Annotated in this window: 15 protein-coding genes and 2 pseudogenes; 7 read left to right on the top strand and 10 right to left on the bottom strand. The window is 64.7% G+C overall.

Annotated features, from left to right (window positions below; all coding sequences use genetic code 11):
* Positions 1-90: 90 nt before the first annotated feature.
* The 3 genes from H9K76_RS15575 to H9K76_RS15585 form a co-directional block, all read right to left on the bottom strand.
* Positions 91-2,595, bottom strand: coding sequence for a choice-of-anchor U domain-containing protein (locus H9K76_RS15575; protein ID WP_187596271.1), 2,505 nt, complete (start codon positions 2,593-2,595; stop codon positions 91-93).
* Between the two features lie 233 nt (positions 2,596-2,828).
* Positions 2,829-3,962, bottom strand: coding sequence for a thiolase family protein (locus H9K76_RS15580; RefSeq protein WP_187596272.1), 1,134 nt, complete (start codon positions 3,960-3,962; stop codon positions 2,829-2,831).
* Between the two features lie 21 nt (positions 3,963-3,983).
* Positions 3,984-4,787, bottom strand: coding sequence for an SDR family NAD(P)-dependent oxidoreductase (locus H9K76_RS15585; protein ID WP_187596273.1), 804 nt, complete (start codon positions 4,785-4,787; stop codon positions 3,984-3,986).
* A 112-nt stretch (positions 4,788-4,899) separates the two neighbouring features.
* Between H9K76_RS15585 and H9K76_RS15590 the strand changes: the two genes are divergently transcribed.
* The gene (locus H9K76_RS15590; protein WP_187596274.1) at positions 4,900-5,856 is read left to right on the top strand and encodes a GlxA family transcriptional regulator; all 957 of its coding nucleotides are present in this window, start codon (positions 4,900-4,902) and stop codon (positions 5,854-5,856) included.
* A 21-nt stretch (positions 5,857-5,877) separates the two neighbouring features.
* Here the strand turns inward: H9K76_RS15590 and H9K76_RS15595 are convergent, their stop codons facing one another.
* From H9K76_RS15595 to H9K76_RS15605, 3 genes and pseudogenes are all read right to left on the bottom strand, one after another.
* The gene (locus tag H9K76_RS15595; protein WP_187596275.1) at positions 5,878-6,597 is read right to left on the bottom strand and encodes a 2OG-Fe(II) oxygenase; all 720 of its coding nucleotides are present in this window, start codon (positions 6,595-6,597) and stop codon (positions 5,878-5,880) included.
* Between the two features lie 10 nt (positions 6,598-6,607).
* A pseudogene (ada, locus tag H9K76_RS15600) lies at positions 6,608-7,672 on the bottom strand (bifunctional DNA-binding transcriptional regulator/O6-methylguanine-DNA methyltransferase Ada).
* Between the two features lie 61 nt (positions 7,673-7,733).
* On the bottom strand, positions 7,734-8,330 hold the full coding sequence (locus H9K76_RS15605) for a methylated-DNA--[protein]-cysteine S-methyltransferase (protein WP_187596276.1): 597 nt from the start codon (positions 8,328-8,330) through the stop codon (positions 7,734-7,736).
* A 297-nt stretch (positions 8,331-8,627) separates the two neighbouring features.
* On the opposite strand from H9K76_RS15605, the gene H9K76_RS15610 reads away from it, so the two are divergent.
* Complete coding sequence (locus H9K76_RS15610; protein ID WP_223196250.1) at positions 8,628-9,362, top strand: nucleotidyltransferase domain-containing protein; 735 nt, start codon at positions 8,628-8,630, stop codon at positions 9,360-9,362.
* A gap of 107 nt (positions 9,363-9,469) precedes the next feature.
* Here H9K76_RS15610 and H9K76_RS15615 read toward each other — a convergent pair whose 3' ends face one another.
* On the bottom strand, positions 9,470-9,772 hold the full coding sequence (locus H9K76_RS15615; RefSeq protein WP_187596278.1) for a hypothetical protein: 303 nt from the start codon (positions 9,770-9,772) through the stop codon (positions 9,470-9,472).
* Positions 9,773-9,981: 209 nt separating this feature from the next.
* Positions 9,982-11,066, bottom strand: a pseudogene (locus H9K76_RS15620) (metallophosphoesterase).
* 267 nt (positions 11,067-11,333) lie between these two features.
* Between H9K76_RS15620 and H9K76_RS15625 the strand changes: the two are divergent.
* The 4 genes from H9K76_RS15625 (at position 11,334) to H9K76_RS15640 (ending at position 16,912) form a co-directional block, all read left to right on the top strand.
* Complete coding sequence (locus tag H9K76_RS15625) at positions 11,334-11,678, top strand: hypothetical protein (protein WP_187596279.1); 345 nt, start codon at positions 11,334-11,336, stop codon at positions 11,676-11,678.
* A gap of 239 nt (positions 11,679-11,917) precedes the next feature.
* On the top strand, positions 11,918-13,504 hold the full coding sequence (locus H9K76_RS15630; protein ID WP_187600672.1) for a long-chain-fatty-acid--CoA ligase: 1,587 nt from the start codon (positions 11,918-11,920) through the stop codon (positions 13,502-13,504).
* Between the two features lie 43 nt (positions 13,505-13,547).
* The gene (locus H9K76_RS15635) at positions 13,548-14,753 is read left to right on the top strand and encodes an acetyl-CoA C-acetyltransferase (RefSeq protein WP_187596280.1); all 1,206 of its coding nucleotides are present in this window, start codon (positions 13,548-13,550) and stop codon (positions 14,751-14,753) included.
* 20 nt (positions 14,754-14,773) lie between these two features.
* Positions 14,774-16,912 carry a 3-hydroxyacyl-CoA dehydrogenase NAD-binding domain-containing protein gene (locus tag H9K76_RS15640; RefSeq protein WP_187596281.1) on the top strand — a complete coding sequence of 713 codons (2,139 nt, stop codon included), beginning with the start codon at positions 14,774-14,776 and terminating at the stop codon, positions 16,910-16,912.
* A gap of 34 nt (positions 16,913-16,946) precedes the next feature.
* Here the strand turns inward: H9K76_RS15640 and H9K76_RS15645 are convergent, their stop codons facing one another.
* Positions 16,947-17,336, bottom strand: a complete 390-nt coding sequence (locus H9K76_RS15645) for a nuclear transport factor 2 family protein (RefSeq protein WP_187596282.1) — start codon at positions 17,334-17,336, stop codon at positions 16,947-16,949.
* Between the two features lie 190 nt (positions 17,337-17,526).
* Here H9K76_RS15645 and H9K76_RS15650 point away from each other — a divergent pair, with 190 nt between their 5' ends.
* Positions 17,527-17,880, top strand: a complete 354-nt coding sequence (locus H9K76_RS15650; RefSeq protein ID WP_187596283.1) for a DUF4148 domain-containing protein — start codon at positions 17,527-17,529, stop codon at positions 17,878-17,880.
* A 189-nt stretch (positions 17,881-18,069) separates the two neighbouring features.
* Here H9K76_RS15650 and H9K76_RS15655 read toward each other — a convergent pair whose 3' ends face one another.
* Positions 18,070-21,045, bottom strand: coding sequence for an autotransporter outer membrane beta-barrel domain-containing protein (locus H9K76_RS15655; protein WP_187596284.1), 2,976 nt, complete (start codon positions 21,043-21,045; stop codon positions 18,070-18,072).
* Positions 21,046-21,831 lie beyond the last annotated feature (786 nt).

Below are 21,831 nucleotides of genomic sequence, written 5' to 3' on the forward strand. Positions count from 1 at the left end.
TCGGAGCCCTCTATGGCTTTGTGAAGGGAAAGACATGAGCCGGCAGCGGTCTCGGCAAGCGCCAGCCAGCTCAATCAACCTTCTTCCGTATCAGTTCGCGCGAAAACGGCGCGTGCCCGCTGCAGCAAGGCCGGCCAGTGCAACGGAGAGCAGCATCAGCGCCCATGGAGCCAGGACAGGGACGGGAGCTGGCGGGAGGAGCGTTTCGGGCGGTACTGCGGTCCGTAACGCCGGGCCGCTGGGGTCCACGATCTCACCGTTCTGCGCCCAGTCGTCATCGCCCAAGGCTCCGTCGGTCACCGTCAGAATGGCGGTGTTTGGATCCAGCGGGTCAACCTGCCAGCTTGGCGTGAAGAAACTGCGCTGGCCACTGCCCAGGTCCTGCGCGCTGGCAAAACCCCATTGCGTGTAACCGGTCACTGGCTGCGGCCACGTCACGCGCACGCTCACCGTGCTTCCCGCGTCGCAATGGACCAGCTTGAACCGGAACATGCCCTGGGGCAACGCGAGCCCGGCCGGAAGGTTGGAAGGCGCGGCTTCAAAGCCCGTGACGCCGGTGTCAAAACCGCAGTGGGCTCCGCCTCCGGTGAAAGTGGCCTTGCCAGTACCGCCCATCCCTGTGCCGATCTGCGTTGAGCCGCTGAAATAGGGTTCGAAGCGTGCGGTGACCGTGGCGTCGGCCATCAGCGTGTCGATCTCGCAGGTCGAGGCATCTGCGCCACTGGTCCGAGTGCAACCGGCCGCAAAGTCCTTGAAGCGCCAGCCAGTGTTGGCCGTAGCCGTGCAACTGCCGTTGCCTCCCAGATTGACGGGCGTGCACGCTACGCTGCCCGCGGCAGCGGGCAAGGCCACGCCACTGAGCACCGCCGTCAGTGGCAATGGCACCATGACCAGGCCCATGCCTGCGTCGCGGTCGTCGCCTGGTGCCTCAATGTCCAGCGCGCTGGCACGCATGGCTGCCAGCACGGCAGCCTTGTCGGCCGTGGGGTTGGCGCTTTTGATCAGAGCAGCAATGGCCGCAGCCGTGGGCGCAGCGGCCGACGTGCCACAGAACACCAGAAAATCCGGAGACACCGTGGTCTGGCCGCAGTCCCCTGCCGCCATGTCCACCTTGGGCAGCGTGCTGCCGCCGTTGCTCGCGAACAGCACGTTGCCCGGAGTGATGGCCGTCCCATCGGGCTTGTAGAACATCCTGCGCGGCCCGTCCGAGCTGTAGACCTGCACCGGGTTGGCCGTGCCACCGGTGAAGGGCACGCCTGCAGCCAGGCTCAGGTCCACCGATCCTACGCTGATGGCACTGCCTGCCGCGTTGTGGCCAAAGGCACTACCCGCCGTGCCGTCCGTCGCCGAGATGACGCCACGGTGGGTGTCCAGGCGGATGGCTCGCGCGTTGCCGCTGTACTTGATGACATAGACGCGTGCTCCGGACGGGAACGCACTCCCATTGCTGCGCTCGGCAAATTCATAAGGGTCTTGCAAGCCGGATTGAGGGCTAGCGGAGACACCAAGCAGGCTGGAGCCACTGGAGTTTGTCACCACCACATCGTAATCATTGCCGGACTGGCCCTGCGGGTCGCTCCATTTCAGGCTCACGTAGTAGGTGGCCTCGGTCAGCGTGGTGTAGTTCTTGCCACTTGGAAAGGCAAGCGCCTGAACGTCAGTGCTCCCCATGTATGTGATGACAGCTGCGGGCGGGGGATCGCTGCTGGGCACAAAATCGCCCTCGAAGGTACCCGATTGGCCATGCGTCAGATTGTTCGAGTTGGCCGCCGACGAGAAGTACAGCGCGCCATCGGCCACCACCTCGTTGACAGCCTGGGCAATGGGCCCATCCTGGAATGCCGGTTCGTTGAAGTACGTGATGTCGTCAACGATGACGTCACAGTGGGCGGCGCGCAGATCAAGAATGTTCTGAGCGAAATCGGCAGGCGTGTCATAGGCCGTGGCGAAACCCAGCGCGGCATCGGGCGCCATGTCGTGCACGATCTCCAACATGGCCGTGCCCTCGTCGCCTGTGGCGGGGCCGGACTGTCCTGGCAGGACATCCACTGCCGGCAGAGTGCCCGCTGCCACGCGCGAAGCCAGCGACTGGATGCCGTCCGAAAGGACACAGACCTTGACGCCCGCCCCCTTGAAACCGCCCGCATGCGCCATGTCGGCCTTGTGCGCGGTCACGCCCTCCCAGGTCACGCCACCCACCTTGAGGCGAAGGGCCTGCTCGAACCGAGCCATGCGCGCTTTCTGCTCGGCCGGTGATGGCTGGTGACGATTGGTCGTCCGCTCAGGCCTGGAGCCCACGCTGCGCACATCGGGGCGTGCGGCAATGGCGGACAGAGCAGCGGGCGGCACGATGGCCGAGACCGAGTCAAAGCGGGGCACCGGCTTGATGCCGGTAGCGCCTTGCGCTCTCAAAGCACTCAACAGCTCCGGAGTGATCCTGGCCTGGATGACCACAAAGACCGGCTCCACCACGCCACGGCTCCTGGCGGCCGAGCGCGCCTGCGCCACCAGGCGCATATCCATCTTGCGCTCGACAGCGCTCAAACTAGCTTTGCTCGGCAGGTCCTGGGCCAGTGCCGTGCCAAGGACGCTCATGCCGGGCAACGCAAGACTGAGAATGAGGTTGCGCGCAAGGCGCCCCCAGCGGGACGGCGTCGACCCGGGGAAAAGGCAGTAATTCATGGATATGTGGGATAAGGAGGGTCGCTTGCTTGCGCAAGCGGTGACTGACACCAAAGTTGCGCAAGAATGTTACCCAGGTAACCACAGGTTGCATATCCCTAGAAATGGGTAAATTGAAGTGACCCCATCTGCTGCCCACCCCAGGCTCACACCCTCTCCAGCACCGTCGCAATACCCTGCCCGCCGCCTATGCACTGGGTAGCCAGCGCATAACGCCCCTGCTGCCTTGCCAGCAACGCCGCGGCCTTACCGGTGATGCGTGCGCCGGTTGCGCCCAGCGGGTGGCCGATGGCAAGGCCGCCGCCGTCGATGTTGACCGTCGCCATGTCCAGGCCCAGATCGCGGATGCAGGCCAGGGCCTGCGATGAGAAAGCCTCATTGATCTCCACCACGTCCAGATCGGCCACATCGAGGCCGGCGCGCGCCAGCGCCTTGCGCGTGGCGGGAATGGGGCCTATGCCCATGATGGCCGGATCCACCCCCACGGTCGCGAAGCCGCGGATGCGCGCGAGCGCCGCCAGGCCATGGCGCGCGGCAAAATCATCGCTGGTGACCAACACCGCTGCGGCACCATCGGTCAAGGGCGACGAGGTGCCTGCCGTGACCACGCCATCGGCCCGGAAAGCGGGCTTGAGTCCCGCAAGCGTCTCCAGCGTGGTGCCGGGCCGGATGCAGCCGTCTGCCTCCACCCACTCGCCATCCGGCAAGCGGATCGGAACGATCTCCTCCGCCAGGCGCCCCTGCTCACGGGCCGCAGCGGCCTTCTGGTGGGATTGCAATGCAAGCAACTCCTGGTCGGCACGGCTCACATTCCACCGCCGCGCCACGTTCTCGGCCGTCTCGCCCATGGAAATATAGGCATCGCTCCCAGCCAGCAACTCCGGATGAGGCGAGAAGTTGAAGCCGCCCTGCGGCACCATCGTCATCGACTCCACGCCGACACAGAGGAACGCGTCGCCCATGCCTGACTCGATCTGCGCTGCCGCGATGTGCACCGCCTGCATCGATGAGCCGCAGAAGCGGTTCACCGTCATCCCGCCCACGGTCTCGGGCAAGCCCGCGAGCAGGCCGACGATGCGTGCTAGGTTGTTGCCCTGGGCGGCCTCCGGGTAGGCGCAGCCGAGGATCACGTCCTCCAGCAGCGCCGGATCCAGGTCCGTGCGCTGCAGCAGGCCTCGCACCACCTGGGCGGCCAGTGTGTCGGGCCGAACGGCGGCCAGCCGACCCTTGCGGGCGAAATGGAATGGTGAGCGCGCGTAGGCGGCGATGACGGCTTTCATGGTCTCGATTCCCTTCAGTGCTCAGTGCACCACCGCGTAACGTTGCGCGACGGAGCTGCTGGACAGGTGCCCGGCCATGGCACGGCGCGCGGCCTCATAGGCCTCCCATTTCTGCCCATCGTGCAGCGACGGGATGGTGACCGTCTCTCCGCGTGAAAAGCCCAAGAGCGCTGCATCGACCAGATCGTCGGCACGCATGACGATGCTCTGGTCCAGGTGCTCGACGGGCAGGCCCCCGATCGCCCAGAAGTCGGTGGCGGTCGCACCGGGCAACACGGCCTGCACCCGCACGCCCGTGCCGGCCAGCTCCTTCTGCAGGGATTGGCTGAACGCCAGCACGAAGGCCTTGCTGCCGCCATAGACGCCGTTGAGTGTTTCCGGCGCAATGGCCACGATCGAGGCGATGTTGATGATCGCGCCCCGCGCCCGTGCCACGAAGCCCGGCACTGCGGCGTAGGCCAGCCTCATCGGCGCGGTGACGTTCAGTTCGACCATGCGGGTCATCTGCTCCACATCGCTTTGCAGAAGCGGCGTGTGCGTGCCAATGCCGGCATTGTTGACCAGCAAGGTGATGCTGGCATCCTGGCGCAGCTGCGCCTCCACCTGTGCAAGCCCGGTTCGGTCGTTCAGGTCGGCGGCGAGCACCTCCACCGCGCGGCCGGTGCGGGTACTGATATCGCGGGCCAGCGTGGTCAGCCGTTCGCGGTTGCGGGCGACCAGGACGAGGTCGTAGCCCTGCCGCGCGAGCCGGTCTGCATACAGTGCGCCGATGCCGCTGGAAGCGCCGGTGACAAGGGCGGTGCCCGGGTGGGATGCTTGCGTCATGGTGAAACTCCTTCGATACAACATGTGGACGGGGTGAATGGTGCTCCGATCAGCACATGTCGTAAATGACGTATATAGTCATGAATCAGGACATATCCCAAGGACACCCACCATGCACCGAATCGGCTACGTATTGCCTGACGGCTTTCAGGTCATGGGCCTCGGAACCCAGGCCGTCTTCGAGTTCGCCAACCTGGTCGCTGGCAAGCCCTTCTACGCCATGGAGAACTACGCCCTGCAGGGCAAGGCGCGCGCCTCGACCGGGCTGACGCTCCAGACCCGTGCCCTGACGGCACGCAGCCGCGCCGATACCTGGCTGGTCGTTGGCGTCATCTCGCCGCTGTCGATGCCCGTGGCACCCGAACTGCCCCGGCTTCTGGGCAAGGCGGCGGTGCACGCACGGCGCGTCGCGGGGCTTTGCACCGGCGCCTTCGTGCTGGCAGAGGCCGGCCTGCTTGGCGGACGGCGGGCCACCACGCACTGGTACTGGGCAGACACGCTGCAGCAGCGCTATCCCGAGGCCCAGGTCGAAGCCGATCGCATCTACATCGCCGACGGACCCGTGTGGACTTCCGCAGGCATGACCGCAGAACTGGATCTGGCGCTGGCGTTGGTGGAAAAGGACCTCGGTGCCGACATTGCACGCTCCGTGGCACACCATCTGGTCATGCACCAGCGACGCTCGGGCGGGCAATCGCAGCACTCCGAGATGCTCAGGCTCGCGCCCAAGTCCGATCGCATCCAGCAGGCACTGGACCATGCGCGGCGCAATCTCTCGCAGCCTTTGAGCGTGGAGGACCTGGCCGGGGCTGCCAGCCTGAGCCCGCGCCAGTTCAGCCGGGTGTTCACGGCCGAGACCGGCCAGTCGCCAGCCAAGGCCGTGGAAGGGTTGCGGCTTGAGGCTGCGCGGTTGATGATCGAGAGCAGCCGGCATCCGCTGGAGGTCGTGGCGCGGGAAACGGGCTTCCGGGACCGACGCCATCTGCGCGAGGCCTTCCTGCGCGGCTTCGGAATGCCGCCCCAGGCCGTTCGACGCGAAGCACGCGATACGTTAGGAGTCGCAGGCTGACCTCAGCGGGCCAGGACGTGTTCACTGGCCCCGGACTGCCCCGCCCAGCATGTCCGGAGCATCGTGGAACGACAGTTCCAGTCCGATGCGTTCGCCCTCGTGGACACGGCTGATGGCATGTTTCAGGTTGACGCGGTAGTGGCCGCTCGCCCCCAGGAAGGGGCGCACCGACGTCGCAATGACGGCCACGTCGCCGAGCCCCAGGGGCAGCACCATCGGGCGCGATTGCATGCGCGGACGCTGCTCCGTCATCACGAACTCGCCCCCCTGGAAATCGACACCCGGCTCGGAGAGCACCGCCACAACCTGCATGGGAAACACCTGCTCACCCTCGTCGCGCTGGTGTAGCAACACATGATCCCCGGCGCCGAGCCAGCTCAGATGCGACTGTGCCCTTGTCTGGCCTGCGTCGCGATTGAGTTCCAGAAAATCCACCAACGCAGGCGGATAGCGCCGGGCACTCCCCAGAGTTTCGCTCCAGTCATTGGCAATGACCGCGAGGCGACGGTAGAGGGCATCGCGCAACTGCTCAAGCAAGGCCGGAAGCCCCGTATCGAAGTACAGCAGGTCACTCGCACCCAAGGCCCCTCGCCAGGGAGTCGACCCCAAGGCACGCTGTGCCAGTTCACGTGCCAGCCCCTCGCCCAGCAGGCCAGGCAGCAGGGCATAGCCCTCGGCGTCGAGTTGCAGCCGGATATCGTCCCAATCCCGGTGATCGAGCGCCATGTCGAAAGCGTTCATGGCGTCTCCGTCAGGCCTGTGCCTCGCGGCGCAGCAGCTCGCGCTTGCGATCCACGCCCCAGCGGTAGCCCGAGATATCCCCATCCCGCCGCACGACCCGATGGCAGGGAATGGCCACGGCGATGTGATTGGTCGCGCAAGCCTGTGCCACGGCGCGCACGGCCTTTGGTGAACCGATGCGGGCAGCGATGTCCGAATAGCTTGCCGTGGCTCCCGGCGGAATCTCGCGCAGCGCGCGCCACACACGCTCCTGAAAGGCCGTGCCCTGCACGTCCAACGGCAGATGCATCCCCATCGAAGGTGCCTCGATGAAGCCCACCACCTGGGCAATCAGTTGCTCAAACTCACCATCGCAGCCGATGATCTCGGCCTTGGGGAACTGGTCCTGCAGGTCACGCACCAGCTGGTCGGGATCGTCTCCCAGCAGGATCGCACAGATGCCGCGCTGGCTCTGCGCCACCAGGATGGCCCCCAGCGAGCACTGCCCTACCGCGAAGCGCATGACCGCACCGGCACCTCCCGCGCGGTAGTCCCTCGCGCGCATGCCCAGCAGGTCGTCCGCTGCTTCGTAGAACCGGCTGTTGGAGTTGAACCCCGCGCCGTAGATCGCGTCGGTGATCGAGGCATCCGCACTGCTGAGTTCCTCGCGCAGCTTGCGAGCGCGATAGGCCGAACTGTAGGCCTTGGGCGTGAGGCCGGTCTCGGCCTTGAACAGCCGGTGAAAGTGGAACGGGCTCATGCCCAGTTCGGCCGCCAGTTCGTCCAGCAGGGGCGGCGTCTCCGACTCCTCGATCATGCGGCACGCGCGCGCCACCAACGCGGCGCGCTCGGCGGCAGCGCTGGTCTGGTCGCCATGGGCACGACGGCTGCCGCGGTAGCCGGCCGCTTCGGCTGCCTCTGCCGTGTCAAAGAACTCCACGTTCTCGCGCTTGGGCAACCGCGCCGTGGAGCTCGGCTAGCAGTACACGCCCGTCGTGCGCACGGCATAGACAAACCGACCGTCGGCGGCGGCATCTCGCGCCTGCACGGCACTCCAGCGCTCGTCATCGCTCGCGTAGGCAATGGTCGTATTCATGTCTCGTGACTCCGTCGTCATCCATTACATCATCATCGCGGCCTGCCCCACACCTGGCTATTCACGCAGCCAGCACCGGCGCCGCCATGGCTTCATTGAGCAGCAGCTCCCGCTTGCGCCCGACGCCCCAGCGATAGCCGGAAATCGAGCCGTCACCGCGCACCACGCGGTGGCAAGGAATGGCAACGGCCAGGACATTGGCAGCGCAGGCTCCAGCCACCACACGTGCGGCGTCGGGCATGCCGATATCACGCGCTATCTCGCCGTAGCTGCGGGTCATGCCTGCCGGAATACGGCACAGCGCCTGCCAGACCTTCTGCTCGAACGCCGTACCTCCGATATCGAGATCGACACCGGCAGCACCCTCGGGTGCCTCTCCGTCGATGAAGGCAACGATCTGGCTCAGTTCGCGTTCCAGCGCTGCCTGATCGGCCCGCAGTTCATGGGCCGGGAATGCCGCCGCGAGCTGTTCATGCAGCGCCCGTTCATCATCGCCAAGGAAGAGTGCGCAGACACCGCGCCCGCTGCGGCCGATCACAAGCTGGCCGAGCATCGTGCGGCCGATGGCGAAGCGGACGGGGCCCTCCGCCTCGCTCCCTGGGGTACGGAAGTGGTACTTGAACAGGGGACCTGTGTGGGAAAAGGAAGATGTCTTCATGGCGTTGCTCCGTGTTGGAAGAATGAGGCCAGTTTAGAAATCCACCCTTCTCCTGAAACTCCGCTCCTTGCGGTTGAATTTTTCTCCCGCGCCACCAAGACCGCTCGGCGAAGGTATCCTCATGCCTCCTCGACCTCACCACGATATCCCGCCCCATCACCGTTCGTGCTTCTCGACATGCAAACGACCTCTCTTCCAGGCGCACACGCCGCTTTCTTGGATCGAGCGCTGCCCCTGCTCCGGGCTGACTCACGCTTTGTCGGCGTAGCTGCCGCAGGCTCCTTCGCCAGCGGGTCAATGGACGAATTCAGCGACCTGGATCTGGTCATCGCTGTGGAGCCTGACTCCACGGCGGCGGTGATGGGCGAACGGCACCAGATCGCAGCCGGTTTGGGGCCGCTGGTGGCTTCGTTCACCGGGGAGCATGTCGGTGAGCCACGCGTGCTTATCTGCCTGTACCGCGCAGAAGACGGCAATGCGCCACTGCACGTCGATCTCAAGTTCGTTGCCTTGCCTGACATCGCGAATCGTGTGGACGAACCCGTTGTGCTGTGGGAACGTGGCGGCAGGGTCAGCGACACGCTGCGGACCAGGGATGCCTGCTATCCCATGCCCAATTTGCAATGGATCGAGGATCGCTTCTGGGTATGGCTGCATTACGCGACGCTCAAGATCGGCCGCGGCGAGTTGTTCGAGGCCGTGGACTTTCTCGGCTTTCTGCGCATCCAGGTGCTGGGCCCGCTGATGCTCATGGAGGCGGGAGTTCAGCCCGCGGGCGTACGCCGCGTGGAAACGGCCGTAGCACCCTCCCGCGTCGTCCAGCTTCAGGCCACAGTGGCGACATACGACCGCTCCTCGAGCATCAGTTGCCTGTATGACGCGGCCAAGCTCTACAGATCTCTTCGGGACTCCCTCGGTACCGACCGCCTCAAAGTGAACGAGGCCGCGGAAGGCACAGCCATGGAATACCTCGCAGCGATTGCTGCGCGCCTGCGGCCATCCAGGCTCGGATCCGGGACTGCAAGTTCCTGATGTGCTTCGCCTTTCAGGCGGCGAACCCCGACCCTGCGGTGGCAAGGCCGTATGTCGAGGTCGGCTTTGCCCTGTCGAGCAAAACGACCGGCGCCCGTGTCGGTCCGCTATTCATCATCCTCATGATTCAAACGATGGCCGGATTCGCAGCGTGGATGCAGAGACCGCGGCGCCTCAATGGCTGAGTTCGCCATCTGCGCCCTCAGGCGGGCGCGTTCATGCTTGACCATCAATTCCCTGTAGCGTTGCGGATCGGGCCAGCTCTCCCGCTCCAGATAGGAATCGTGGAACTGCTTGAGTTCCAGGCTCTCCGCATGGTCCAGGCCAACGAACACGATGCGTTTTTCATGGTCTTCCTCCAGGGCCTCTATGTCTCTGAAATAGGCTTGCTCTCCGGCAGTCAGCTTCATTGCGGTAATCGGGAATTCCAGTTGGATCGGTAGGCATCGCTTGCGGACCACATCGAAGACGCAGTCGAAAAGGACGACTTAATTGTCTTTCAATTGTCAACCAAAATCAGTATCCTGCTCCGCTGCATTCGGCAGGAGTTTTCCCTGTTTCTCCCACCTTTTGTCCCCTCGGCGACTCTTCCCCGGTCTCCGCTGCAGGGGCCTCGTGCTCATGCCGAGGCAGGCTCGATGGCCTCGCCGAAATGGGTGGTGGCATGCCGCGTGCCGTCGTCGAACTGCAATTCCCTCTCAGGCCAGCGCAGCGCCGCCAGCTTGAAATCCCGCTCGGGCGCCTGCCCCTTCAGTCGTGCCGTCCAGCGGGCTCCCACGGAGTAATCGACACAGAACACGTTGCCATGCCGACCATGCCACGCAAAGGGTGAAATGCCCTTGAACAGGTCCTGATCGCCCTTGCCGAGCGCGGATCGGTCCAGCGCATGCACACGGCGCCAGTAGTGGCCCATGACGACGGGAATGCGGTCGTCGTACTCGTTCCACCATGCCACGCGCTCCACGAAGCGCCACTTGCCCCCGCAAAGAACGGATCACTCCCCTTGCGCTCCACACCCGATGTCAACACTTTCAGCGGGTTGAGCATCTGCTTGTTGGACTCGTTCTCGGCGTGCGCCGACAGGAATGGCGGCTTGCGGCTGCCGTCCTCCAGGTCATGGGGCCAGAGCACGCGCTCTGCGCGCATACGTTCCCCGAGACGGGTTTCCAGCGCCTTGCGATCGGCCTCCTGTTCCCAGTGATCGTATTCGCGACGCACCGAACCCGGCGCCAGCTGGCGTGCCATCCCTATCTGGGGCTCGCACCAGGCCGCGTGGATCACACGCAGGTCGTCGCGCTCCAGGGCGATCGGCAGGCGCGAGAGCAGCGCCAGCGTGGCGTCGCGCTGCGCAAGATCCATGCGCCGATAAGGTGCGTATTTCTCGTTGTCGCGCGCAATGCGCTCATCGAAGTACCAGCCCGAGCCATCCTTCGCATCCTCGCGCAGCAGGTTGATCTCGTGATTGCCGAGCACCGCCACCGCGCGCCCGGACTCGATCCACCGCAGCGCCAGTGCCAGCACGGCCGGACTGTCGGGGCCACGGTCGCAGAAGTCACCGACGAACACCAGGGTGCGCCCTTCGGGATGCACCCCATTCACGTCATAGCCCAGGTGCCGGATGAGCTGGTGCAGTGCATCGAACTCGCCGTGGATGTCGCCGACGATGTCCAGCGGGCCGTCGGGCAGTGCTTGTATCAAACTCATGGCGGTGATTTTGTCAGCAAACGCATCCGCCTGCTGCGCCGAGGCGACAGCGCCCGCGCTCGGGCGATCCATCACCGTTCGCAGCAAGCACCATGCGACTCACAGCGCGCTGCAATTTGAACAAACTTCAACCAGCGCGCCCCCGTCAGTCATGCCATCCCTGTCGCGCGCCAACTAGAGGTGTCGTCTTACGTACATCCTGGCGCGCGTCGTCATCATAGAAGGGTGAAGAGTCCCCCTCCCTGCTGACTCCATAGGAGATCCATCATGTTCCAGCGCTTCATGAACCCTACCGTCATCTACATGCGCCGCATCCAGCAAGGCCTTGAAGAGGCACGCATGGCCGCGCTCGAACATGAAAGCGCCGCCGAACACCATGCGGCGCTCGCGAACATGTACCGGGAACGGGTGCGGAGGCTGCAGGCCGAGATGCGTGCCGTCACCAGCGAGGCGACCTCGCAGGCCGCGCAGCCGGAGGTGGCGAGCGAGCCCGAGGTCGATGCGGCCGCCGAGGCCGCCGCTGCGGCGCAGGTTCACCGCATCACGCCCCGCTCCACCAAACGCGAGGATGGCCCCGCAGGCCCCTCGGGGCTGATACCCCAGGCCGGCTGAGTCGGACCACCCCAGCACCCCGTCCCCGAGGCGCCGTTCACGAAAGTGGACGGCGCTTTCTTCTTTGGCATGGCGTGGCTGCCGCGTGCGATCGTGCCCACAAAAATCGTCGCTCCGGACGATAGGCAAACCGACGCGCCGAACGCATCATTGCCCTGAAGGCTACCCTTTGCCCACACATCACAAACAGGCCGTTTTGGAGACAACCAATCGTGAGCACGTCACCCGACCGCTATGCCATGGACATGCCCCTGCTTCTCAGGAACCTCCTGCAAGGGGCGGCACGGCACCATCGCCATGGGGAAATCGTTTCCGTGGTCCAGGGACGCAAGGTGCGCCACACCTATGCCGAATGCGAGCGGCGGGCCCGCAGGCTGGCGCAGGCGCTGCTCGCGCTTGGCATCCGGCACGGCGACCGCGTGGCCACGCTGGCATGGAACGATCACCGGCACTATGAGCTGTATTTCGGCATCACCGGCATCGGCGCCGTGTGCCACACGGTGAACCCGCGCCTGTTCACCGAGCAGATCGCCTACATCGTCAATGATGCGCAGGACGTGGCGATGTTCTACTCGAGGGACTTCGCCGCGCTCGTCGAGCAACTGCGCCCGCAGTGTCCCAGCGTACTGCACTGGATTCCGATCGACGATGCGGAAGACGCGCTCATCGACTACGAAAGGCTGCTTGCCGCGCAGGACGGCCAGATGCGCTGGCCCGAGATCGACGAGCGCAGCGACGCCTTTCTCTGCTACACCTCCGGCACCACGGGCCAGCCCAAGGGGGTGGTCTACAGCCACCGGGGCACGGTGATCCATGCCTACGCTGTCGCGCTGCCCGACGGGCACAACGTGAGCGCCCTCTCGGTGCTGATGCCGGTCGTGCCCATGTTCCATGCCAATGCATGGGAGGCTCCGTTCTCCGCCACGCTGGCGGGCGCCAAGCTGGTGCTGCCCGGCTCGGCACTCGACGGGGCGTCCCTGCACCAGCTGATCGACAGCGAAAAGGTCACCCTGTCGATCGGCGTACCGACGGTCTGGTTCAACGTGCTGACGTATCTCCAGCAGAACGGCCTGCGCTGCGACTCGCTCAAGCGGTTACTGCTGGGTGGTTCGTCCACGCCGCTATCGATGATCGAGGCGTACGCGCAGCTGGGTGTACTGGTCACGCAGGGCTGGGGCATGACGGAGACCGCCGCCATGACCACCACGACCCAGCCCCTCGCGCAACATCGCGACCAACCGGTGCAGGTGCTGCAGAAGACCATCTACCAGACCGCGGGCCGGGTGCTCTCGGGTGCGGATATCCGCACCGTGGACGAGGCAGGCCACGAGATCGCCTGGGGCAGCGGCATTCCGGGCGAGCTGCAGGTACGCGGGCCCTGGGTCATCCAGCGCTATTTCAAGGCCCCCGCCAACGCCACGACGCCAGACGGCTGGCTGCCCACCGGAGACATCGCGCTGATCGATGCCGATGGCTTCATGCGACTGACCGACCGCACCAAGGACGTCATCAAATCGGGGGGCGAGTGGATCTCCTCCGTCGACCTGGAGAACCTCGCGATGGCCGTTCCCGGCGTGCAGCTTGCCGCCTGCATCGCCTGTGCGCATGACCGCTGGGGCGAACGCCCGGTGCTCATCGTGCAACCGCGCGAAGGCGCATCGCCGACGCAGGCCGAGGTGCTGGGTGCGCTCGAAGGAAAGATCGCCAGATGGTGGATGCCGGATGCGGTGGTGTTCATCGACAGCATGCCGCTCACCGCCACCGGCAAGCTCGCCAAGCTCGAGCTGCGCAAACGCTACGGCCGCCATCTGCTGGACAACCGCTGACACGCCCCCAACGACACCAGAACGTACCCGGATCCACTCCACCATGCACGAAGTTTTCATCTACGACCACGTCCGAACACCCCGTGGCAAGGGCCGCCCCGGAGGAGCCCTGCACGCCACAACGCCGGTCCAGCTGGCAACCCAGGTGCTGACCGCCTTGCGCGAGCGCAGCCACATCGAACCCTCGCAGATCGACGAGGTTGGTCTCGGCGTGGTCATGCCGATCGGCGAACAGGGGGCCGACATCACGCGCGTCGCGCTGCTGGAAGCCGGCTACGGCGATACGGTGTCGGGTTTTCAGCTCAACCGTTTCTGCACCTCTGCGCTCGATACCGTGAAAATGGGCTTCGGGCTCATCGCGTCGGGCCAGGCGGCCGCGGCCATCGGCGGCGGCGTCGAGTCGATGTCGCGCGTCGCCATCGGCAGCGACGGTGGCGCGGTCTACACCGATCCCGCGATCGGCAGGCGCTACCCTTACATTCCCAACGGCGTGGCAGCCGACCTGATGGCGGCACTCGACGGGGTCACGCGAGAACAGATCGATGCCTACGCCGTGGAAAGCCAGCGCCGCGCGCACGAAGCGGTGAGCTTGGGGCGCTTCGACCCCTCGCTGGTGCCGGTGCGCAATCGGCTTGGCGAGGTCGTGCTCGCACGCGACGAGGCCCACCGTCCCGGCACCACGATGGCCGACCTGGCCAGGCTGCCGCCCGCCTTCGACAAGGCCGGTGCCGCCGGCTACGACCAGATCGTGCTGCGCCGCTATCCTCACCTGGAGCGCATACCGCACATCCACACCGGAGGCAATTCAAGCGGTATCGTTGACGGCGCCTGCGCCGTGCTGTTGGGCAATGCGGATTTCGGGCAACGCAACGGACTGCGGGCGCGCGCGCGCATCCGTGCCGCGACGAGCTGCGCGGATGAGCCACTGCTCAGCCTGGGCGGCCCCATCCCCGTCACCGACAAGCTGCTGCAACTGGCCGGAATGGCCATCTCCGACATCGATCTCTTCGAGGTGAACGAAGCCTTTGCGGTGGTTCCAATGCGCTACGGCAGCCACTTCGACATCGATCCGCGGCGCATCAACCCCAACGGCGGTGCCATTGCGCTTGGACACCCGCTGGGTGCCACAGGGGCCATATTGCTGGGGACCCTGCTCGACGAACTCGAGCGGCAGGACCTCGGCGCCGGGCTCGTGACGCTGTGTGCCGCCGCAGGCCAGTCGACCGCCATGGTCATCGAACGGGTTTGAATCTTCCGGAGTTGCCTCTCATGTCTCGCCAATCCACCACCCCCTTCACCCTGGGTGAAGACGGCATCGCCCTCATCACGCTCGAGCCGCACCGGGAAAGCTCCGGCAGCGTGCTGCCCGACGTCCTCTCCTCGCTCGTCGCCACGCTGCAATCGCTGGCGGAACGCAGCGACGTCAGGGGCGTGCTGCTGCATGCGCAAGGCCCCCACTGGCTGCCGCAGGCAAGCGCGCAGGCCTGGCTCGACACATGCCGCCTGGCAGCACCCGTGGATATCGCCAGGGTCCTTGCGCAGCGCAGCGAGGCCCTGCGCACAGTGGAGCAACTGGACAAGCCCGTGGCCATCGTGATCGAGGGCGATTGTCTCGACCTCTGCCTGGAGCTTGCGCTCGCGTGCCACCACCGTGTCGGCGTGGCCTCGGACCGTCAGCGCTTCGGTCTCCCTCTTGTGAAACGCGGCATCCCGCCGTGCGCAGGCGCCACCCAGCGCCTTCCCCGGCTGACGGGCATCGCGGAGGCATTGCCCGTGCTGCTGTCGGGCGACAGCTGGAATACGGAAACCGCCCTGCAAAGGGGTGTCCTGCATGCAGTCGGTCAGCAGGCGGATGCCCTGGCGAATGCGCGTGCCTGGCTTGCGAGCCACCCCGGTGCAAAGGCACCATGGGACGTGAAAGGCTTCCGCATTCCCGGAGGAAGCGGAGCACTCGCATCCGGCGCCGGACACCACTTCACGGACCGGATCGCCGGCATCCGCCAGTCCACTCACGATACGCAGCCGGCACCGATGTCCACCTTGTCCGCTGTCTACGAGGGCACGCAGCTGCCGATCGACATGGGCCTGCAGATCGAAATGCAGTGCGCCGCGCAGACACTCGCCGACCCCGCCACGGCCAACCAGCTCCGCTCGCAATGGCTGCATCAGGAGCAGGCGCGCGCACTGATCCGGCGCCCCCAGGGCCTTGCCGCGCAGCCGGTGCAACGGCTCGGCGTGCTGGGAGCCGGCCTGATGGGTGCCGGCATCGCGCAGGTAGCCGCCGCGGCCGGCATCGACGTGGTGTTGATCGACACCCATGCCGATCATGTGCAGGCCGCACGCGACAGGGTTCTTGCATCGCTGCGGCGCAGCCACGGGGACCGTGCCGATGCCATCGTGAACAGGATTCACGCGACGGCCGAACTGCGGCACCTGCACGACTGTGACTTCATCATCGAGGCCGTGTTCGAGGATTGCAGCGTCAAGGCAGGCCTGATGGACCGGGCAGCATCCGTGCTGCGCGAGCGCCCTCCGCATTTCGTGTGGGCCAGCAATACATCCACGCTGCCCATCGGTGGCCTGGCCAGGCATTGGGCGGCCCCCGGACAGGTGATCGGCATGCATTTCTTCTCCCCCGTGCCGCGCATGCCCCTGCTGGAGATCATCACCGGCAGCCAGACCAGCGATGCCACGCTCGCGCGGACGATGGACCTGGCGGCCCGCCTCGGCAAGACGCCGATTCTGGTCAACGACAGCCCCGGCTTCTACACAAGCCGCATCTTCTGCGCCTATATCGACGAAGGCATGGCGATGCTGGCGGAAGGCGTGCAGCCCGCACTGATCGAGAACATGGCGCGGCAGGCGGGCTTTGCCACGTCGCCCCTCGCGGTGACCGACGAGGTCTCGCTCGACCTGCAGGCACTGGTCATCGAGCAGGCGCGAAACGACGGACTGGATGAGAAGTTCCAGCGCCTCCAGGCCCAGCCGGTCGTCGCCCGGATGAATGCGCTGGGCAGGCTGGGCCGCAAGAGTGGCGGCGGCTTCTACGACTATCCGGAAAGCGGGGCCAAGCAGTTGTGGGGCGGCCTGGCCCGTGAATTTCCTCTCGCGGACCGGCAGCCTTCGCCCGAGACCGTGCGCGCGCGGCTGCTGAACCGGCAGGCGCTCGAGTCGGTGCGCTGCCTTGAGGAAGGCGTTCTCACGTCACCTGCCGACGGAGACATCGGCTCGTTGCTGGGATTGGGATATCCCGCATGGACGGGCGGCACCTTCTCGTACATCGACACCGTGGGCCTGCAGAGCTTCGTGCAGAGTTGCGACGCCTTGGCCGACGTGCATGGCGAACGCTTCCGGCCCTCTGCGTGGCTGCGCGAGCGTGCCGCCGACATGCAGCGGTTTCACGACTGATCGCTGCCGCAACGTCAGCGGCAGTTCTCTGATATCAGGGGGCTGGCAGGTAAGTCTCCTTCCACAGGACGACCTTGCCATGCTCGTCGAAGCGCATGAGCAGCATGGCCACGAAGCGCTCGCTGCGGCCATCGGTGTGGGAGATGTGCGCGACCATGTCGAACATCGCACTTTCCTCATCGGCCACGGTATGCACGATCTGGTACTCGATGCCCGTCATCGACGCCTTCATGCCGTTGATGAACTCCAGGTAGTTCGCGGGATTCGCTTCGTAGTGCCGGCCATTGGGCTCCACGACAAAGCGCTGCGCGAAACATTGGGTGATATCGGCCTCCGCAAGGACTGCATCGTGCTTCAGGTGGCGCCTGTTCCAGTCCAGCACGGCATGCGCCCGCTGGATATTCAACTCTCGTTGTGTACTCATGCCGACAGGATAGCCCGGCTTGGGGACGCCCTGCACACCGTCCCCGAAAACACTTCCATCCAGCGAATCGGGATTGCAGCAATGTCATCTTCGCGATGGACTTTTGTCAGCGTCGCTTTTCAACAATGGAGCCATCCCGAGTGCACATGCCTCGAGATGACGCGAACCACCACAGAAAGGCACTTCCATCATGCAAAAGACCCGCACACCCCTCATGGCAGTCCTGTCCGCTGCCGCCCTGTCCCTCACCCTGGCCAACACCGCCATGGCCAGCAGCTACATCCACTCCGACAACTCCGAGAAGGGCTACAAGACCTTCCCGGAACACTTCCAGAGCGACAAGACGCGCGCCCAGGTGCAGGCCGAAGCGGTGGAGTTCCTGAAGAACGGTGGCGCGGACACCTGGCGCAACAACAACTACTCGGCGCAGGAGATCTCCCAGTCCTCCACCAAGACCCGCGAGCAGGTGCAGAACGAATACCTCAACGAGTCGCCCGAGCAACGCAGGGCCCGCCTGGAACTGTACCGGGGCCGCATCTTCTGAGCGGCCGCCCTGAACGGCCTGCATCCTTCCTGGACGCATTCGAACAGCTTCCGGCAGACCCAAAAAGAAGTGACTTCCCGCAAGGCCTGCGCCTCAGGGGAAGTCACTGTTCTGCCGCCACGCATCCTGGGCGTCGGGCCTCTGGGGCCCTCCGCCGCAAGAGCGCTCAGTCCTTACCGGACGGTCTCCTCACTTGGCAGGAAACAGCGAGCCCGACTGGATGAGCTTGCCATCCGCATCCCTCACGCGCATGAGCGTCAGCTCTCCGGCCGTTGCCGGATCACCGTCACCCACGATGGCGCCTGCAGCCGAGAAGTAGGCCGGTGTGAACCGGAGCACGGGATCGGTGGAACCCGGAGTGCTCGAGACACAGCGGAAGTCAAACTCCTTGAAGACCTCCTTGGAGCAGGTATACCCCGTCGTCTGATCGATCACCGTCCCGCCTTGGCCCGGCACGAAGTTGAAGAACATGCTCCTCACGCCTGCCTTGCTCGACAGCAGGGCCCACGATCCCACAAGGGAGTTGACGCTGTCGCTCTCGATGCCGAAGTAATAGCGCTCATTGAGCACCTCGTCCTCGCCCGGGAATTCAACGGTGCCGAGCACAGGGCTGACGTAGGAATGCTTTTCCACCTTGCCCGAGTTCTCCAGGAATGTGGCGGTCTTCTCGGAGCTGCCGAAGTAGCGTCCGCCCTTGTACTGGATCAGCTCCAGATCGGACGAAGATGCCTGGTCCAGCGCGCCGAATGCGCTATGGAACGTGGAATCCCCGCTCTTCACGTAGTCGTACACCGACATGAACACCATGCGCTCGGCTGCGTTCGCAGGCTTCTGCTGGTCGAGCGTCATGCCCCGGCCCGCCTTGCCGTTGAGCTCGGAGCTGATGACCCAGGTGCCGGACTCGGGCGCGCTGTGCGCAGGGAAGTAGACAGCCCGTTCGGTCTTGCCGTTCACTTCCTTGTAGCCGGAACGCGTGATGCGCATGCCGACGATACGGCGCTTGTCGCCATTCGCCACCTGGATGGTTCCGCTCAGCTGATCGAGACTGCGCTGCAGCGCCAGAGTCACGGAGCTCTTCGTACCCTGCGCGGAGATCGAGTCTCCGGTGCAGTTGAACAAACGGCTGGCACCACTGTAGTCGCACGCGGCAAAGATCGGCGCCGTGAGGGTTCCGTCAAAGCCGTGGACGGTGAGTTGCGTGCTGCTGGAATATGGCCATGCACGCGTGCTGCCGGTCCAGTCGTAGTTCAGCTTCACCTGGTCGCTGGTTCCGATGTCGGCCCACCATACGCGGATCGGGCGGTTGTCGGTAGTCAGCTCCGCGATCGCCCAGCGGTCCACCAGGGCTGGATCGGCAAACACGTCGGCAGGAGTGCCTTCGTAGTCGTAGCGCTGCATGGGCACTGCGGTTTCTCCCGGGAACTTGATCGTGCCCGTGGTACGGCTGGTGAAGGTCACTTCCACGTCACCCGCGCTGCCGGCCTGCTGACCATCGATGTTGCCGCTGCCGAAGTAACGCCCGCCCTTGAAGAAGAGCAGCGGTGCAGTCACCTTGTTGTCTTCCAGCTTGCCCACTGCCGTGTGGAATGTCGGAGCTCCCGTGGACAGGTAGTTGTAGACCTGCATGAACAGGGTGCCGTTCTGCACGTCGATACCCATGCCGCGTCCAGGCTCGCCGTTGAGCTCGGCGCTGATGATCCAGGTCCCGTTCTGGGGCGCAACCGCACCGAGAGGATCCGTCACCGTACCGATCGAACCATCGGAGTCCGTGGTTTTGTCGACCTCGCGTGAGCTGCTGCCGGTGTTGCCAGCGGCATCGGTCTGCGACGCCGTGATCGTCACCTTGCCCTTGGGCAGGCCGCCCACCTTGACACCGGAGATCGACCATGTGCCGTTGACGCAGGTTGCGGTGACCTTGATGCTGCCGATCTGCACCGTCACCACACCGTCGCCCGTCGTGCAGGTGCCGGAGGCGCTATATGACGACTGGTTCGTTCCATCGATGGTGGGTGCCGTGATGATCGAGACCGACGGAGCCGTGGCGTCCTTGGTGGTCATGCGGGTGCCGCTGACCGGGCTTCCGCTGATGGTCTGCGTTGCGGTGACCTTCACCGTGCCGTCAGGCAGTGCCTTCACATTGACCCCGGATACCGACCAGTTACCACCGCTGCAGGCTGCCGTCGCATTGACGCTGCCGATTGCCACGCTGACCTGTCCGCCCGATGCCGAGCAGGTCCCGGCCACGCCGCCATAGGACGACTGGTTGGCGGCATTGATCGCGGGAGCGCTTGTCACGGACACCGCGGACTGTGCTGCGTCCTTGGTGGTGGTGCGGGTACCGCTGCCGGTATTGCCGGCGGGGTCGACCTGCGACACCGTGATCGTGACCTGTCCGGTCGGCAGGCCGCTGGCGTCAACGCCCGGCGCGGTCCATGTTCCACCACTGCAGGTCGGCGCAGGTACGGCAGGGATGCCGCCGACATTCACCGACACCGCCATGCCGTTTTCGGTACAGGTGCCAGAGACCACATACGCAGACTGGTTGGCCGTGGTGATGGCAGGAGCAGACGTGACGGCGACCGTCGGCGGCGTTGCATCCTTGGACGTAGACACGGGCGTGGCCGTGCCTGTCACGCTGCCGACCGTTTGCCATGCGGACACCGTGACCGATCCATCGGGCACGCTGCTGACGTTGACGCCCGTCACCGACCAGACCGAGTTGCTGCAATTCGGGGTAGCAGTGACCCCGCCGATCGACACATTCACAAGCGTGCCATTGGCCGAGCATGTACCGGATACACCATAGGACGATTGGTTCGCGGCATTGATGGCCGGCGCAGAAGCGATCGTCACCACAGGTGTGGGCGGTGTCACGGTGGTCTGCTTGGTGGTTGTGCGCGTGGCCGAAACGGGAGGGAAGCCATTCACCGTCTGCGTAGCCGTCAAGCTCACCGGGCCATCGTTCAGCAAGTGAACATCAACGGTGCCTTGGAACGTACCGTTGGCCGAGCAGGCGAGCGCTTTCTGAACACCCGTAGGGTTCGACGTCATTTGGACATCGTTGCTTCCCGGGCTGCAGGTACCGCTCACGGGAAACGCCGCTTGGTTGTTCGCATCGATGGGAAGCAGTGCATCCAGCGTGACGCTGGGCTTGCAGTCGTTCATCGTGGCTTCCGCGTGACCAACCGTCACGTTAAGCGACAGCAATGGGCCCAGAACAGGCCCCAGCACCGATGCATTAACCTGGATGCGAACAGCGTTCACCTCCATCTTGTTGGCACTTGGAATCTGCTCGTTGATTCGGATAGTGGCATCCACCTCTACGAGCCCCAAAAGGTTAATTTTGGCGATATCAATCTGGGTATTGACTGCAACGCTGACGCCGTCAAGCCATCCCCTGCCATTGAGAATTTGCGTACTCCCCGAGCCTTTTGGAACCCCCGCCTCGCAGGTCATGCGTGCCTCTGATGTGATCACGCCAGCTCCCAATAGCTCTCTATCCAACAGTGGAGGAAGCTTGACCCCCAGTGACAGGCCATCAACCTTGGTAGTGGAGACAACACTATTTTGGGTCAGCACGCTTTGTGTTGATGTATCGATTACCCCGGTTCCGACGCTCAGTATGCCCGCGTTGACTCCAACCTGAGCGACGTGAGCAGGCTTATTGAAATCTGGTAATGCATTTTGCAACTCGGTATCAGCGAGGGGGATGTTCAGGTTAACTCCCCCGCTCAATACATTCGCCGTTGCCAGCAATCCAAAAGCCCGTCCACTTCCTTGGGATGCCGCAAATGAATGCATCCCCAACGTCACTAACACCAGAAATAACGCGAACCTCAAGAATTCGCGAAGCGATGGGATTGGCTTTATTGAATACATAAGACCTCCGGGAACAACGAACCATGCGATGTCGGTGGAGGCAAGCCAGACAATCCGACTCACTGCCTCTAT

It is taken from the genome of Diaphorobacter ruginosibacter (genome assembly GCF_014395975.1).
GTDB lineage: Bacteria > Pseudomonadota > Gammaproteobacteria > Burkholderiales > Burkholderiaceae_C > Diaphorobacter_A > Diaphorobacter_A ruginosibacter.

Bases quoted from the DNA above. Each gene is read 5' to 3' on its own strand.
- H9K76_RS15575 (WP_187596271.1), bottom strand. From the start codon at position 2,595: ATGAGCGTCCTTGGCACGGCACTGGCCCAGGACCTGCCGAGCAAAGCT.
- H9K76_RS15580 (WP_187596272.1), bottom strand. From the start codon at position 3,962: ATGAAAGCCGTCATCGCCGCCTACGCGCGCTCACCATTCCATTTCGCC.
- H9K76_RS15585 (WP_187596273.1), bottom strand. From the start codon at position 4,787: ATGACGCAAGCATCCCACCCGGGCACCGCCCTTGTCACCGGCGCTTCC.
- H9K76_RS15590 (WP_187596274.1), top strand. From the start codon at position 4,900: ATGCACCGAATCGGCTACGTATTGCCTGACGGCTTTCAGGTCATGGGC.
- H9K76_RS15595 (WP_187596275.1), bottom strand. From the start codon at position 6,597: ATGAACGCTTTCGACATGGCGCTCGATCACCGGGATTGGGACGATATC.
- H9K76_RS15605 (WP_187596276.1), bottom strand. From the start codon at position 8,330: ATGAAGACATCTTCCTTTTCCCACACAGGTCCCCTGTTCAAGTACCAC.
- H9K76_RS15610 (WP_223196250.1), top strand. From the start codon at position 8,628: ATGGACGAATTCAGCGACCTGGATCTGGTCATCGCTGTGGAGCCTGAC.
- H9K76_RS15615 (WP_187596278.1), bottom strand. From the start codon at position 9,772: ATGAAGCTGACTGCCGGAGAGCAAGCCTATTTCAGAGACATAGAGGCC.
- H9K76_RS15625 (WP_187596279.1), top strand. From the start codon at position 11,334: ATGTTCCAGCGCTTCATGAACCCTACCGTCATCTACATGCGCCGCATC.
- H9K76_RS15630 (WP_187600672.1), top strand. From the start codon at position 11,918: ATGGACATGCCCCTGCTTCTCAGGAACCTCCTGCAAGGGGCGGCACGG.
- H9K76_RS15635 (WP_187596280.1), top strand. From the start codon at position 13,548: ATGCACGAAGTTTTCATCTACGACCACGTCCGAACACCCCGTGGCAAG.
- H9K76_RS15640 (WP_187596281.1), top strand. From the start codon at position 14,774: ATGTCTCGCCAATCCACCACCCCCTTCACCCTGGGTGAAGACGGCATC.
- H9K76_RS15645 (WP_187596282.1), bottom strand. From the start codon at position 17,336: ATGAGTACACAACGAGAGTTGAATATCCAGCGGGCGCATGCCGTGCTG.
- H9K76_RS15650 (WP_187596283.1), top strand. From the start codon at position 17,527: ATGCAAAAGACCCGCACACCCCTCATGGCAGTCCTGTCCGCTGCCGCC.
- H9K76_RS15655 (WP_187596284.1), bottom strand. From the start codon at position 21,045: ATGAACGACTGCAAGCCCAGCGTCACGCTGGATGCACTGCTTCCCATC.